11 protein-coding genes and 1 tRNA gene are annotated in these 15,269 nt (G+C 40.8%); 8 read left to right on the top strand and 4 right to left on the bottom strand.

Annotated features, from left to right (window positions below; all coding sequences use genetic code 11):
* Positions 1-10: 10 nt before the first annotated feature.
* Positions 11-1,021, top strand: a complete 1,011-nt coding sequence (locus tag BUB71_RS09640; RefSeq protein ID WP_073154643.1) for an ABC transporter ATP-binding protein — start codon at positions 11-13, stop codon at positions 1,019-1,021.
* Positions 1,022-1,981: an ABC transporter ATP-binding protein gene (locus BUB71_RS09635; RefSeq protein WP_073154642.1), complete on the top strand. Its 960-nt coding sequence runs from the start codon at positions 1,022-1,024 to the stop codon at positions 1,979-1,981.
* Between the two features lie 528 nt (positions 1,982-2,509).
* Here the strand turns inward: BUB71_RS09635 and BUB71_RS09630 are convergent.
* A complete protein-coding gene (locus BUB71_RS09630; RefSeq protein ID WP_073154641.1) occupies positions 2,510-3,424 on the bottom strand; it encodes an NADP-dependent oxidoreductase in 915 nt (304 codons plus the stop codon).
* Between the two features lie 140 nt (positions 3,425-3,564).
* Here BUB71_RS09630 and BUB71_RS09625 point away from each other — a divergent pair, with 140 nt between their 5' ends.
* The 4 genes from BUB71_RS09625 to BUB71_RS09610 all read left to right on the top strand — a co-directional run bounded on the left by BUB71_RS09625 (position 3,565) and on the right by BUB71_RS09610 (position 9,390).
* On the top strand, positions 3,565-4,479 hold the full coding sequence (locus BUB71_RS09625; protein WP_073154640.1) for a LysR family transcriptional regulator: 915 nt from the start codon (positions 3,565-3,567) through the stop codon (positions 4,477-4,479).
* A gap of 590 nt (positions 4,480-5,069) precedes the next feature.
* Entirely contained in the window at positions 5,070-6,839 is a 1,770-nt protein-coding gene (locus BUB71_RS09620; RefSeq protein WP_073154639.1) for an HSP90 family protein, read from the top strand.
* Positions 6,832-7,881 carry a hypothetical protein gene (locus BUB71_RS09615; RefSeq protein ID WP_073154638.1) on the top strand — a complete coding sequence of 350 codons (1,050 nt, stop codon included), beginning with the start codon at positions 6,832-6,834 and terminating at the stop codon, positions 7,879-7,881. The genes BUB71_RS09620 and BUB71_RS09615 overlap by 8 nt, the downstream gene beginning before the upstream one ends.
* 81 nt (positions 7,882-7,962) lie before the next feature.
* Entirely contained in the window at positions 7,963-9,390 is a 1,428-nt protein-coding gene (locus tag BUB71_RS09610; RefSeq protein ID WP_175552331.1) for a glycoside hydrolase family 10-like protein, read from the top strand.
* Between the two features lie 40 nt (positions 9,391-9,430).
* Here BUB71_RS09610 and BUB71_RS09605 read toward each other — a convergent pair whose 3' ends face one another.
* Positions 9,431-10,666, bottom strand: coding sequence for an MFS transporter (locus BUB71_RS09605; protein WP_073154637.1), 1,236 nt, complete (start codon positions 10,664-10,666; stop codon positions 9,431-9,433).
* A gap of 45 nt (positions 10,667-10,711) precedes the next feature.
* On the opposite strand from BUB71_RS09605, the gene BUB71_RS09600 reads away from it, so the two are divergent.
* On the top strand, positions 10,712-11,755 hold the full coding sequence (locus BUB71_RS09600) for a cation:proton antiporter domain-containing protein (protein WP_073154636.1): 1,044 nt from the start codon (positions 10,712-10,714) through the stop codon (positions 11,753-11,755).
* Positions 11,756-12,200: 445 nt separating this feature from the next.
* On the opposite strand, the gene BUB71_RS09595 is transcribed toward BUB71_RS09600, so the two are convergent.
* Positions 12,201-13,271 (bottom strand): M23 family metallopeptidase, encoded by a 1,071-nt coding sequence (locus BUB71_RS09595; protein ID WP_073154635.1) that lies wholly within the window; start codon positions 13,269-13,271, stop codon positions 12,201-12,203.
* Positions 13,272-13,604: 333 nt separating this feature from the next.
* Positions 13,605-14,516: a DMT family transporter gene (locus BUB71_RS09590; RefSeq protein ID WP_073154634.1), complete on the bottom strand. Its 912-nt coding sequence runs from the start codon at positions 14,514-14,516 to the stop codon at positions 13,605-13,607.
* Between the two features lie 129 nt (positions 14,517-14,645).
* Between BUB71_RS09590 and BUB71_RS09585 the strand changes: the two genes are divergently transcribed.
* Positions 14,646-14,721, top strand: a tRNA-Ala gene (locus BUB71_RS09585).
* The last annotated feature ends 548 nt before the right edge of the window (positions 14,722-15,269 follow it).

The following is a 15,269-nucleotide window of genomic DNA, read 5'->3' as shown; positions in this document are numbered from 1 at the left end:
GGGGGGTATGATGACACCATTATTAACAGTAAATAACCTGCATGTCTCTTTTCATAGCTATCAGGGGGAAATCCAGGCAGTACGGGGAATTCACTTTGCAGTGAAGCCAGGGGAGACACTTGCAATAGTAGGGGAGTCAGGCTGTGGGAAGAGTGTAACTGCACAGACGATTATGCGCCTTTTGCCAAGCACTGCAAAAATTGTTCAGGGAGAGATTCGATACGAACAGCAAGATTTGACCCAGCTCACCGAAGTAAAGATGGAATCGATCCGCGGTTCCCAGATTGCGATGATTTTTCAAGACCCGATGACCTCGTTAAATCCGACCATGACCATTGGTCAGCAATTGATGGAGGGCTTACGAAAACATCTTCATTTGAATAAGCGGTTGGCAAAAAAACGTGCAGAAGAATTGCTTTCACTTGTGGGGATTTCAAATCCACACCTACGCTTGAAGCAGTATCCACATCAGCTATCTGGAGGAATGAGGCAACGCGTCATGATCGCGATCGCTCTTGCTGGTGATCCAAAGCTTTTAATCGCTGATGAGCCTACGACCGCTCTTGATGTAACGATTCAGGCGCAGATTATGGAGCTATTAAAATCGATCCAGGAAAAAATGGGCATGGCTTTACTCTTGATTACGCATGACTTAGGGATTGTAGCAGAGGTGGCTGATCGAGTAATGGTGATGTATGCGGGGAAAATCGTGGAGCATGGAACCGTCGATGAACTATTTCAGCATACAAAACATCCTTATACTTGGGGATTGCTACGCTCTTTGCCACAGTTAAAACAATCAAGAGAAGAATCGCTCGTTGCGATCCCAGGTTCGCCTCCTGATCTGCTGCATCCTCCTAAAGCATGTCCCTATGTGAATCGCTGCTTGCAGGCTATGGTCATTTGTGATCAAACCCCACCAGAACTTACTGCTTGTTCTAGCACGCATCAGGTTGCTTGCTGGTTAGAACATCCGATGGCTTCAAAAGAACATGAGAACCGAGCGGGGGGTGATGAGTAGATGGCAAATCAATCAATCCTTACCGTAAATCAGGTTTCAAAGGTATTTTCATTGAGTCGGAAAAAACAGCTACAAGCTGTGAAGGAGCTATCATTTTCGATTCGAAAGGGAGAGACATTCGGGTTAGTAGGAGAATCTGGGTGTGGAAAGTCTACAATAGGTCGGTTAATACTTGGCTTGTATACACCTACAAGTGGCACAATTCGATATCGAGATCAAGATATCCACCAACTAAAAGGGAAAAAGCAGCAGCATTTCCGTCAAAAGGTACAGATGGTTTTCCAAGACCCTTATGCATCGCTAAATCCTCGTATGACCGTAATGGATATTGTGGCTGAAGGAATGGAGATCCATCAATTAGCAAGTGGCAAACAGAAGCGTGAAATGGTATACCAGCGCCTAGAGCAAGTTGGGCTTCAATCTGACCATGCAAGTCGTTTCCCTCATGAGTTTAGTGGAGGACAGCGACAGCGCATTGGCATTGCACGTGCTCTTGCTGTGGAACCGGAATTTATCGTGGCTGATGAGCCCATTTCCGCACTAGATGTATCGATTCAAGCACAAGTCGTGAATCTGCTGCGCAAACTCCAACAAGAACAAGACTTGACCTATCTATTTATTGCTCATGATTTATCGATGGTTAAGTATATTAGTGATCGAGTAGGCGTGATGTATCTAGGTCGACTGGTAGAACTAGCAGCCAGTGATGAATTATATCGTCGCCCCTTACATCCCTATACACAAGCATTGCTTTCATCCATTCCTGTCCCAGACCCAAGGCAGGCTAGACAGCCAAAGCGTGTGCTTCTCTCTGGTGAGGTGCCCAATCCAATTGATCCACCTAGTGGTTGCCCTTTTCGAACTCGATGTCCACATGCGATGAAAATCTGTGCAGAAGTTGATCCAACGGAGATAGAAGATACACCAAATCATTGGGTTGCGTGCCACCTCTATACGTAGAACGATATCTATTTACAGAAATCTGCCAGCTGAAAGCCACGGTTTGAATAGTGGGATGAAAGATGGCGTTGCTCTTAGCAATCCCTTTCAAGGGATTGCTAAGAGCAACCATTTTTTGTATAATCGAACACATGAGCGGTGCTCATCCTGCTTGTAGCAGGCTTTGTTCCTGTGTACGTGATGGTATGAGGTTCAAGCGACGAACCCATCTCTCCCGCTTGGTAAAACCATAAGAGTGAGTGATGGAACCGAAACTAGCGTACTGGTAACAGGTACGCCGCCCATGTAGATACATGCAACAGAAGTTGTAGAACTGCATGGGATGGGCTGATGGGACAGCCCCTAGCTTGGGAGTTGCACGAAGCAGAAATGAATGGAGTGCGCAAACTACCCAAGAATCCCACGCTTTTAAGCGTGAGGAGTCTCAATCAAGAAGGTTTGTGATTTGAAGAAATGTGTATAGTTTAAGTAGATGATAGCAATTATCGCTCTTGATTGAGGGCGATAATTTTTACGCTATAGATTGATTTACTCTATTTCAAGAACAACCTTTCCGCGAACGTGACCCGTCTCCACAGCTCTGTGAGCTTCGGCAGCTTGGTGGATTGAAAATGATTTTGATATGAAGATTCGAAGTAACCCTTTTTCGTACAATTGGGTAAGCTCATGTAACCTTACAATACTACGTTTATTGAAGATGCATACAACTCCTAGCTCTTTTGCAAGATCGAAATCAACGATTGTGCCAATTCTTTTTTTGTTTTGGACAAGCTTCATAGAGGGCTCTAATGCGTTTTTTCCTGCTGCGTCAAAGGATACATCAACTCCTTTGGGAGCTAATTTGCGAACTCGATCAACAAGTCCTTCTCCATATGTAACTGGAATCACTCCTAAGGATCGCAAGTAGTCATGGTTACGTGGACTGGCAGTGCCGATTACATTTGCTCCCCAAGCCTTCGCTATTTGTACTGCGAATGTTCCAACTCCACCAGCGGCTGCGTGTATGAGAACGGTTTCTCCTGCACTGACTTTCAGCTCCTCTAATGCAGTATGGGCAGTTTGCCCAGAAGCAGTGAGCACACCAGCTTCTTTCCATGGCATATTTTTAGGCTTTCTAACGAGTTGAGATGTCGGTACGACTACATATTCAGCATAACTAGACAGAAGTGCCCAACCAATCACCTCGTTACCAACTGAAAATTCCTCAACTCCCTCGCCAACCATATCAATGGTACCAGCAAATTCATTTCCAAGTATTTGAGGGTAGTCGATTTTCATTCCTGGAGGGCTGATGCCTTCTCTACGAATTGTACAGTCAATAGGCTGTACACCTGCTGCTTTTACTTTTACTCGAACTTGTCCTGCTGTTGGGATTGGAGCATCGAAGTCCATCACTTGCAATACGTCTGGAGTGCCAGGTGAATGAAATGCCACTGCTTTCATTTTTATCAGCTCCTTTATACGATTAACTTCTTATTTTAGTATGTTGCTTGTTCAATCAATTATATAAATGTAAATAGATAATAAAAAATACTTCTTTTGCTATATATTTATATACTGAATGTAATGAAAGGAGAGGAACAATGGAACTACTTCAACTTAAATATTTTTTGACCGTTGCTAAATTAGAACATATGACGAATGCTGCACAAGAACTTCATGTATCCCAGCCGGCATTGAGTAGAACAATTCATCGGCTGGAAGAGGATTTAGGTGTACCATTATTTGAACGTCAAGGACGACAAATTCGTTTAAATCCTTTTGGTAAAGCTTTTGAAGCAAAAGCGAAGGCTGCCATGCATTTACTCGAAGAAGGGAGACGGGAAATAGAAGATCTATCTGGATTAAAGCAAGGTCGTATTCACTTAGCAATGATGAATATGGAACAGATGAGAAAACCATTGCAGATCTTCTTAGCTGAACATAGTGAGGTAAATTTCCATATGTTTCAATTATCTATTGAGGATTTTGAGAACTTAGAATTAAAGAGAGAGGTAGACTTCTATTTAACTTCAATGCCAATTTATCAAGAGGGATTCATTGAGATTCCATTGGTACGGGAAAAACTCTACCTTGTTGTACCGCATGGACATAAATATGCAAATCGCAAATCGATTCATCTTAGTGAAGTGTCAGAAGAAGCTTTTGTTGGATATAAAGAAAATTCTCCATTACGGTTAATGAATGATCGCTTATGTGCCCACGTCGGATTTCGCCCGAAGATGGTATGTGAAACTGAGGATCCTGCGAGTATCATCGATCTTGTTCGTTCTGGATTTGGTGTCGCTATTATTGGTGGTTGTAGAAGTGAGGAGGAGTTAAACTTAGTCAAATTGCCGATTGTTGATCCGATCGGTGAAAGAATTTTTCGTATCACTTGGCGGGAAAATCGATATTTATCACGAGCAGCAATCGTATTTCGAGATTTTATCGTGAATTATTTCAAAGATGAAGAACCAGTAGGGAACACGCTCAGGAAAGCATTGATGTTACGTTGAATGACTACACATGAAGTGAGTCTTGCAAATATCAATCTTATCTTAGCAGACTCAACCCATAGTTCTTGCAGTGAAAGTATTCCCAAGGGAAATATCGAACCATATTCCATCCACTTCACCGCTAATTCCATTGTTATTCTCCTTTGAGTTGTTTGAGGACAAAACATATTTTGGGGATTCTATCGATCATCTTTGCTGGTTAAGGGTTAGAAAACTTTAAGCTGTATTATGCAATAACCCCATAGTTATGTTAGTGATTAACTGATATTCTTATATTTGGGTGATAGAGCTTGGTATTAGTAGAAGGGAAATATCTAGGTGTGATGAATCATTTTATTTTTTAGTGTTGGCATCCTGGAGTTCGATTTATAAAAGACAGCTAGTGAAGAAATGAATGGAAGAAAAAACGTAACATGAGTGGTGAGAAGTTGATGTGATGAAAAGGGATGCTAGAAACCGAGGCCTACTACTTATTTTTTATCTCAATTAAATTAAATTCACACATAAGAATAAAATGACTAGTTGGATTATTGTTTGTATAATACAATTACAATTAGTAATTATCAGCACGAAACGGAGCGCGATAACTTATGGATCAATTTCATTTTAAAGTTAATTTAAAGGGAATGATTGATTTATTATCAAATCATTTATATAGTACACCTCATGTTTTTATACGTGAATTGTTACAAAATGCAGTAGATGCGATTACAGCACGGCATAAAGTAGAACCAGCATATGATGGGAAAATCAATGTAGAAGTCTATGCTGGTGAGAATCCTACTATTTTTATTGAAGATAACGGGCTCGGTTTATCAGAAGAAGAGGTTCATTATTTTCTTTCGCAAATCGGACAAACCTCTAAACGTGGTGAAGATGGGGACGATTACATTGGACGTTTTGGTGTAGGGTTACTCTCTTGTTTTATTGTGAGCGATGAGATTGTCTTGCTTACACGCTCTGTAAAAAGTGAGCAGACTGTAAAATGGAGAGGGAAGCCTGATGGAAGTTATACGATTGAAAAAGTTGACTCCGAAATGAGACCAGGAACGCGAATCTATTTACAAGCAAAATCAGGCTATGAACATTACTTCCGGGTTGATCAAGTCAAGCAGCTCTGCGAGTATTATGGAGAGTTTCTACCATACCCAATTCATTTTTCGGATACGAGAGATTCCCATCGTCTTAATGCTGAGTTAGCCCCATGGGAGATGACAATTGATCAAGCATTAGCTTATGGGCGTCAGCGTTATGAAGAAGATTACTTAGATGCGATTCCCCTTCGTTCTACTGTAGGTGAAGCGCACGGTGTTGCTTATATCTTGCCATATGCTGTAAGAATAAACGCCAAACAGACCAGCCGAGTCTATGTGAAACAAATGCTGCTTTCTGAGAAAGTAGATAAACTTCTACCCAGTTGGTCATTTTTTGTCAAAGGTGTAATCAATGTCAACCAATTAAGACCAACTGCTTCTCGAGAAGAATTCTATGAAGACCCCTTATTAGACGTGGTTCGGAATGAATTAGGGGATTGTATCAAACGCTATCTAGTTCAATTAGTAGAAAAAGATCCTGATTTATTAGCGAAGATTATCCAGATTCATTATGAATCGATTAAAACTTTGGCAAAAGAAGATAACGAACTGTATCGGCTCTTTATTGACTGGTTACCGTTTGAAACTTCATTTGGCCGGATGAAGTTAAAAGAGATTCGTGAACAGTCACCCACTATCTTCTACACACCTAGTCTTGATGAGTTCCGTCAAATCACACAGGTAGCGAAGGCTCAATCTTTTTGTGTCGTAAATACTGCCTATGTACATGATACGGAACTGATCGAAAAGTTACCGATGATCGACCCCACAATTCAGATCAAGCGGGTAAATCCAACAACATTTACGGATCAATTTATGGAGTTAAGCTTTGAGGAGCGCGGGCATGTATATGATTTTATTCGCATTGCAAATATTGTTTTACAGCCTTATCTCTGTAAAGCAGAAATCAAGAAATTTAACCCAGACGAATTGCCTGCTCTCTATACGACAAACGAAGAAGCTTTATTTTGGCGGACGGTAGAGCAGACGAAAGAGGAATCAAACGAGCTTTTTTCATCGATTATTGGCCAGATGTCCGGTCATCAGACAGTTGGTCAGCTTGCCCAGCTTTGCTTTAATTACCAAAATCCCATCATTCAGCGGGCAATCAAAAGCGAAGATGAAGAAATGAAACGAATGATTGTAGAAGTACTTTACATTCAGTCACTGCTTTTAGGGCACTATCCGTTGCGACAACAAGAATTACATTTATTAAACAATGGTTTGATTCGTCTTATTGAGAAAGGGATGGATGCCAATGCGTGATCGATATTATGATTTAATCTATGAAGCAATGGATTTACCATATGGGAATAGCAAAGTAGCCTTATTAGAAGAAGCAGTGCGAATTGCTGATGCACACTTGAGCTCAAGCGAAGCATATAATGCAAGAATGGATCTAACCAATGCCGCAGTCATGTCAGGGAGGATCGAAAAAGCGATTCTCTCCTTCGCTTGGTGTCTATCCTATTACGATAAACAAGAGAATAGGGAAGATACACACAGTATTCTTTGGCACTATAAATGGATATGTGAGAATTTGCATGATTTCCCGGAAATCAAAAAAGAAAAAATCGAGGAATCACTAGAAGATTATCGGAAGCGTCTGCTTGAAAATGGCTATGGATTGCGTTCTTACTATAAGCTTCAACGCTCTAATGCTCTACATGCTGATGATATTGAAAAAGCGGCTCATTATTTTGAGTTATGGGATCAAGCGGCTCACGATGGGATGACAGATTGTTCCGCTTGTGAGTTGGATAGTAAAGCCTATACACTTCTGCGAAATCAAGCATTTGATCAGGCATATGAAGTGGCGAAACCCATTTTTGCAGGTCAAATAAGCTGTCAAGGCGTGCCGCAAGCTACATATGCATCTTTTTTGTTACCGCTATTAGAGCAGAAACGAGCAGATGAAGCAGCAAACTATTACCAAAAATGCCGCGAAATGATTGATTATACTTTTCTTTACGAGGTTACTTGCTTATTAGAGTATTTAATTGTGGTTGACTTAGTAAAAGCAGTTAGTTGGTTTGAAGAGTTTCTGAAGGACGCAATTGCTTCGTTTGTCCCTTCGCGTAGATTTTCATTTTATCGAGCATCGGTACTCTTATTTGAACAATTGAATGAACAACAATTAACTTCGATTCAATTTCCTAACGGAATCACACCAGAGCAAATTCGAGTAGAGATGTATGAAATTGCCGAGCGATTTGATGAGCGAAATCAAAATGACCATTTTAGCACAGGAATTGAAAAAAAACGTAGAAAACTACAGGAACTAAAGGGTTGGTACGAGAAATTATAAATAACATCTATGAATCCACACAATTTGCTGTTTATTTCGTACGATAGTATGAATGTAAATCTAGCGAGTGGTGGTGTGAAAATGGTAGATCGTTATGTAAAACGTTGGTTACGGGGAGCTTGGATTGCAACTGTGAGTAATATTGATTGGCCTTCACGTTCGGGATTGAGCAAAGAGGAGCAACAAAAAGAGTTTGTACAGTTGCTCGATCTATGCCAAACGTTAAAGCTAAATGCAGTCGCTGTGCAAATTCGCCCGATGGCAGATGCCTTCTATCCTTCCCATATCAATCCTTGGTCAACTTATCTAACAGGAACTCAGGGGAAAAGCCCTGGTTATGACCCATTGCAGTTTATGGTAGAGGCATGCCATCAACGTTGTATAGAGTTTCACGCTTGGTTCAATCCTTATCGGGTACTCTTAACGGAGAAGACATCAGAGCTTGCTTCAAATCACCCCGCAAGGAAACATCCCAATTGGGTAGTTCGGTATGGTGGCAAGCTCTACTATGATCCCGGTTTACCTGAAGTTCGACAGCATATCGTTCAAAGTATCGAAGAAGTCATGCAAAACTATGCGATTGATGCTGTACATTTTGATGATTATTTCTATCCCTATCCAGTAAAAGGGGAGTCTTTTCCTGATGATCAGAGCTTTAAAAAATTTGGAGGTCATTTTAAAAATCGAGCAGAGTGGCGCCGGGATAATGTCAACCAGTTGGTGAGTGAAGTTTCCAAGCGGATGAAGCAGCTGCGGGCAAGTGTTCGCTTTGGTATCAGTCCATTTGGAATTTGGCGCAATCGTTCAAGTGACCCTGCCGGTTCAGATAGTAAAGGGCTAGAGAGTTATGACGCGTTATATGCAGATACACGGAAATGGGTACAGAAAGAATGGGTTGATTATGTTGCTCCCCAATTATATTGGAAAATAGGAAACAAGGCTGCCGATTATCAGAAGTTACTGCAATGGTGGGTAAAACAAGTTCATTCTGTCTCTGTACAACTTATGATTGGGCAGGCAGCCTATCGGATTGAAGAATGGAAAGATGGAAATGAAATCCCTCATCAATTGGATGAAAATCTCTCACATCCAGAAGTAAAAGGGAGCCTCTTTTTTAGTCTAAAAGACCTGAGCAAAAATCCACTACAGATTCAAGAACAGTTGAAGAAAGATTATTTTCGATACTATGCACTGCTACCTCCTTTTGGTAACCTATCTCAACATCCTCCTACACCGCAAGCCATGCCCACAAGCTCAACAAGAGAAGGAGTTCGTCTTCGCTGGACAGTCTCATCCACAGCAGATATCCGCTATTTTGTCATCTATCGCTTTGCCCCTGATCAAAAGATTGATTTACAGCGTTCGGAAGCGATTCTTGCCATTGTCCCCAAACAAGCAAAAACCGTTCATGAATATATGGATCGTACCAATCAAAAACCAGAAGCCTATCAATATCTAGTTACAGCAGTTAACCAAACGTATCAAGAGAGTGACCCCGCAAAGTTATAGCAAGGAATCATGCGACTTTGTCAATCGAATAGACGGAAGGTTATGAACTCTCCTTTAATGGTTTTTCTTCGGTGGAATTGGGAAATAAGAGACTTTGATCAGTTCGAATCAACCAAGTGCTCAATCCAGAGAGAAATGCAGCGGTCATAAAGAAAAGAAATCCAGCTTGATAAGAACCTGCTGTGATTTTTACTAAGTATCCAAAAATAGTAGGAGAGATGGCCGCTGCTGCCATTCCGCCAAAGTTGATCAGACCTGTCACGGAGCCGGCAATTTGCTGGGCAACATATTTAATGGGGTAGACAAAGATCGTAGCACTCACACAAGAACCACAAAAAGCAACAACTGTTTGAAAAAGTAGAGCAATCCAATCTGAATTTGCGAAGAGAAGACCTAGTAGAGAGATACAAGCAACGATCGCTGCTCCCGCGCCTAATAAAGATTCGCGCCCTTTTAACCATCGATCCAAAACCCATCCACTGCCGATCATACCGATCATCCCTGCTAAAGCTGGTATGATGGACACGGTACCCATTTCCATGAGATTTAGACCGCGAACCTTAACCCAGTATGAAGGCATCCAAGAGTTCATGCCCCAGAGAACAATATTCCAACAAAACCAGCTACTCAAAATGTAGACAAGCATTGGGGAGCGGAAGATTTGTTGAAATGGGTAGGGTTCATGTTTTTTTAGGGGTACCGATTGTGGTTTCATATCTTGAAACATGAAGCAGAAGCAAAGAACGAGAATGGTACCAAGTAAGCCCAGCAAATAAAACATCCCGCGCCATCCAACTGAGAGAATCAATGAAGCGGAGACAAAGGTACCTAGTAATGTGCCAGCCGTTGTACCCGAGAGTACGGATGTCTTGGCTCGCGCACGTTCGTCCGGTTGAAACAGATGGATGATGATGACTGTGCTAGCGGAAGGGAACGTTCCTTCACCAACTCCAAATAAGATTCGGATGAGGATAAGACCTAGAAAAGAGGTAGCAAGTCCAGTCAACCCTGTAAAGAGAGACCAGACAATGACTGAAAGTAAGATTAACCATCTGACATCAAAACGGTCGGCTAACCAACCTCCAATGAGTTGCATCAGTGTATAACTAAGGAAAAAAGCACTGAGGATGAGACCTGACTCTACTTCATTGAGTGAGAATTCTTTTGCAATTGGAATGATTGCTGTATTGATCGCAAGTCGATCTAGATAGCCAACCATCCAAGTGGTAAAGAGTAGCGTTATGACTACATAACGCCTTCGAGCCTGATTTTTCATACCTAACCTCTTTGAATGAATTTTTAGATAATTATGTCGTAGGAGATGATATTCATTCGTCTATTCTTATTATTTTTTTTAGCGTTGCTCGGATTTCTTTTTGCTAATGCTTTATATATTCATCATCCACAACAATCGGATTGGTATCAAATTCTGATCTATACCTTATTAGCAATTGGATTATATAGCAGTACCTATCAAATTGAAAAAGTGAGGGATCGGGCACAAGTTTTACAAATTCTACAAGTTATCGTCTTCGGTGTTTTACTAAAAGTGATCTTGATTGGTGGTCTATTGTTTCTGCTTAGTAAGAAACCGATTTTTCTATTGTTAGGTGTAGTTGTAGCGCAGATTGATCCATTGTCGGTTGCTGCTTTAATGGGGAAAAGCAAGATGTCAAGCAAAGCACGCACGCTACTTGCATTTTGGTCGTCATTTGATGATCCGGTTACCGTTATTCTTTCCTTATTCATTTTACAATTTGCGACGAAGCTAGATGATCAAACGGGCAATCTGTTAGTCTCTAGTGGCTTATTAGGACAGCAACTGCTTCTAGTAGCTTGGAATTTTGTGTTTGCAGCAATGATTTATCTCATTTGGAAAGGGACGTATCGATACCCAGCTTTTCAATATGTGTGGGTCGTTTTTTCTATCATCTTTGCCATTTATGCACAGTTGATGCTAGGAATCGCCTTGATTGGACTCTTTTTACGTCCAGCTTTTGGGAAGTTCATCGACTATCTTTCCAATGGCTCATTAGCAATTGCCACTTTTTTATTAGGTATGTTAATGGTGAATGGATGGCAACTATTAGATGGGCTTTGGGTTGCATTGGCTGCGATCTTTGCACAAATAATTGTCGTCCTCTTACTAACAAGGCGAATGGATAAGATGGATCGAGTCTATCTAGCTTTTGGACAACAAAATGGGATCACAGCAATAATTTTGGCTTTAACGTTTGAAACCACTTTTCCAGGTATTATAGCTATTACTGCCCCTGCTATTTTTATCATTAATTTGATTCATCTCATGGCCAATTCCCTATTGGATAAAAGGATGGAAAAAAACCAGCGATATCTCTCTAGCTGATCAAATCTTTAACTTCTAGTATGAGAATTAGCTTGTAGAAAGAGTCCATGATCTACTCCTGATCGTGGTTTACGGCGACGCTCTGCTCCAGATTTGCGAGGATGTTTGGCTGATAACCCTTGTGGCTGGGCAAAAAACTGCCTTCTCTAGCATATAAGCCTGTGGAGAGTTGAACAGTTTGTCCACAGACTATAGCTTCCAGTGCACGAAGTAGCACTCGAAATGCCACCTTCACATGATCATTAGGTTATTCTTTCGTTTTATTAGCAAGACGATATGGGTGATTCACTTCATAAAAAAGAGTCGGCATCTAAAGAGGATGATCCTCTTTTGTCCGACTCTTTCTATGTTCGATCATTTTTGATGCGCAAATCGAATGATATAAAGTTTTACCAACCTGATAAAACGAGAAATCAACTTTTCAAGTGGCAATTCTTATGGATCATTACTTACATTCAGGTACAACCATATTGTCAGAACCTGTGTAAACATAACTATCGGTGACATATTGGTCTTTACCAATTCGATCCCAGAGGTTGTTATCAAATCCTTCATGAACACGAGGACCTTTTACCTGACATTCTATTTTTACTTTATCCCCATTTTTTAATGTCCCTACAATGGGATATGAGGTACCGGGGCCCGAGCGGATGGAGAGTGGCTTACCTTCAAATGTAGTTACTTTGTACTCTTTTCCATCACTTTTTTGTTCAGTCCCTTTTTTGGGTTGCTCGGTTGCTTTAAGTGGTTCTTCTTTTTTAAGGGTTGTTACTTGATAATCGTTTTGCGTTGTATCGATAGGTTCGCTCGATTTTGGTTTCTTTATCGTCTCTTTCTCTTCAGGTTTGCTGGAGGTATCTTGATTTCCACAGTTAGAACTTGTATAGACTTGGACTAATTTGACTATTTTATCTTCTGTTTTATACCACCAATCTTTTCCTTCGGTTCCATGTGGTTTAGCTGATCCCATAAAACTGTATGGAACGCCCTTTCCTTCAAGCGTCATAGCTTGAGAGACGCCATTGTAAAACTGTTCAAAATGGAGATGGGGTGTTATATGATTGCCAATACGGGTTGTATTCCCTACAGTACCAATTTTATCTCCTGCTTTGACTGAAGCACCATTTTTTACATCAATCGTGTCCAAATGGGCGTAGAGTGAGACCCAGCCATCACCATGATCAATTTTAACCACATTTCCATAGCCTGTACCTTGATTAGAAGCCAGGGTCATATTTTGTGCATAGATAACTTTCCCTGCTGCTGAAGCTACTACAGTTTTCCCTTTTGTCCCCACTCTGGTTCCATCACTTAACTCTTTAGAAAAAGCAAGATAGAAGTCAACAGAAGGCTTATTATTATGAATTGCATAGGTCTTTCCTTCCCATTGTTCTTTACAGGGAAAGGGGAGTAAAAAATTTGGCTTTCCCGCTGCATTTGTTTGATTTGGGAGCGTTACCGTAAGTAGACTCACAATTAATACAAAAGAGGCGAACAAACTGGATATTTTCTTCAAACGGCAAAACTCCTTCCTATCAGAAAAGGAAAAATTTAATATAGAATGGACAAGATTATATTATTGATTTGATTAAATAATAACATATTATTTAAGTCAATTATATTTTTAAACGATTGAAACGTTTTCGCTATATGGATCAATCTTCATCATAGAAGGTCGTTTTTTAAAAGCAAGCCAAACCATTATACTTAAAAATTAGTAACCATACATCTATTACTTAGGTAGTTAAGAATCAGTGAAAAGCCCTATTTTTGTATGGTTTATCGCCTATTGAGATAGATTAATCAGTTGTTCTGAGGAATAGATGGAAGGGGATTCCATCTATCTGTTTCATCCTGACTTATATTTTCTATTATTGATCTCTTCTGTCTGTTGCTGGATCAACCAGACACCGATAATCATAATCAATGAGCCCATTATTTGAACCAACGTGATGGTATCGTTGAGTAGTAGGGAAGAAAGCCACAAACTGATAATGGGAACCAAATAGTTTACTGAGATGGCTAGTGAGGCACCCACAAGCTCTATTGCTTTAAAATAAAGTAGGTTAGCTAATGCACTAGGAAATAGCCCTAAAAAGATTTCTACAAGCCAAAATTGCCACGGAAGCTGCTTCCAGTTTACGCTTTGCAGTTCTGGAAGTGCCATCAATGTTAATAGCAATGTACCAGCAAACGTACAGATTATACTAATCAAGAGGCTATCAAAGCGTTTCATCAAGCGCCCTGCTAAGATGGCATACCATGCTCCACAACAAGCAGTTAAGATCATGAACCCAATGCCTATCAGACGATCCGCATCAACATGATTTGTTTGCTGTAAAGTAGAGAAGAAGAGAATTGCCCCAATAAAAGCAATGGTAAACCCGATTAATTGCTTCTGGCTCAAACGTTGTCGGAAAAATAGAAGGGTGAACAGAACGGTAAATCCAGGATTCCCAACCGATAGAATCATCGTTGCATCTGATGAGGTAGTATAATGTAATCCACCAAAAAAAAGAGCCTGGTACAGGCCCACACCCAGCATACCTACTAGAGCCACCATGATCCATTCGCGACCTCTTGGCTTCTCTACCTTCCTGACCAAATAGAGAGGAGCTAAAAAAAGCGTTGCAAATCCCCATCGAATCATTGCTGCTACTGTTGGTGGAACCATATGAAGCACAGCTTTAGACCCCACATAAGTCGTTCCCCACATCAACGCAACACTTAGCAAAATCAAATAAATCAATCGCTTACTCAAAACCTACTCCTCCATTCCCATCCCTATAAAATATCATTATTTTTTATAAAATCATAGAGCAGTGGCCAATCTCCCTTTCTTGACAACCCTGCTTAAATCATATAAAATATCAAGCATCGCTATCAACATGGGGCATTAGCTCAGCTGGGAGAGCGTCGCGCTGGCAGCGCGAAGGTCAGCGGTTCGATCCCGCTATGCTCCACCAAAACAAACCCTTGCATATGCAAGGGTTTTTGCTTTGTTGAGAAAGTAGAGGAGATCACAAATTGCAAACGAAATGCTAACCTTTAGTCTGCTAAAGTGTTTTTAACTAAATGAAGATCGTTTTCTTTTGTGAGGAATTGGTCAAAACGATCCGCAGCTCCTTTTTGCACGTTTGGTAACACATGACTGTAAATATCTAGGATGACACGGCTATTTGAATGTCCAAGTCGTTCCGCTCACAATTTTTGGATGTTCGCCTTGTTGCAACATAAGCGTAGCGTGTGTGGCGGATATCATGAAAGCGAATCTTGGTTAGTTTGTTTTGTTTGATAATTCGGTAGAAGCTCCTAAGAAGATTTCGAGGTCCTATCAGAGTACCGAAACGAGTTGCGATAACTAAATTTTGATCTTTATAATCTGCACCTAATTTTAATTTTTGTTGAGACTGCTCAATTCTATCCAAATTCGTCCAAGAGTACTCCCGCTTCTACAAGCGGTGAGGTGAATGGGACGTGGTTCGGTATCCCTTTTGCGGGGATGCTTAGAACC

The sequence above is a fragment of the Seinonella peptonophila genome (assembly GCF_900129355.1).
Classification (GTDB): Bacteria; Bacillota; Bacilli; order Thermoactinomycetales; family Thermoactinomycetaceae; genus Seinonella; species Seinonella peptonophila.
Note: the sequence above shows the minus strand (reverse complement) of the source record. Positions and strands in the feature narration are given on the sequence as shown.

What these genes read in the sequence shown, in the direction of transcription:
- BUB71_RS09640 (WP_073154643.1), top strand. Translation starts at nt 11, where the DNA reads ATGACACCATTATTAACAGTAAATAACCTGCATGTCTCTTTTCATAGC.
- BUB71_RS09635 (WP_073154642.1), top strand. Translation starts at nt 1,022, where the DNA reads ATGGCAAATCAATCAATCCTTACCGTAAATCAGGTTTCAAAGGTATTT.
- BUB71_RS09630 (WP_073154641.1), bottom strand. Translation starts at nt 3,424, where the DNA reads ATGAAAGCAGTGGCATTTCATTCACCTGGCACTCCAGACGTATTGCAA.
- BUB71_RS09625 (WP_073154640.1), top strand. Translation starts at nt 3,565, where the DNA reads ATGGAACTACTTCAACTTAAATATTTTTTGACCGTTGCTAAATTAGAA.
- BUB71_RS09620 (WP_073154639.1), top strand. Translation starts at nt 5,070, where the DNA reads ATGGATCAATTTCATTTTAAAGTTAATTTAAAGGGAATGATTGATTTA.
- BUB71_RS09615 (WP_073154638.1), top strand. Translation starts at nt 6,832, where the DNA reads ATGCGTGATCGATATTATGATTTAATCTATGAAGCAATGGATTTACCA.
- BUB71_RS09610 (WP_175552331.1), top strand. Translation starts at nt 7,963, where the DNA reads ATGGTAGATCGTTATGTAAAACGTTGGTTACGGGGAGCTTGGATTGCA.
- BUB71_RS09605 (WP_073154637.1), bottom strand. Translation starts at nt 10,666, where the DNA reads ATGAAAAATCAGGCTCGAAGGCGTTATGTAGTCATAACGCTACTCTTT.
- BUB71_RS09600 (WP_073154636.1), top strand. Translation starts at nt 10,712, where the DNA reads ATGATATTCATTCGTCTATTCTTATTATTTTTTTTAGCGTTGCTCGGA.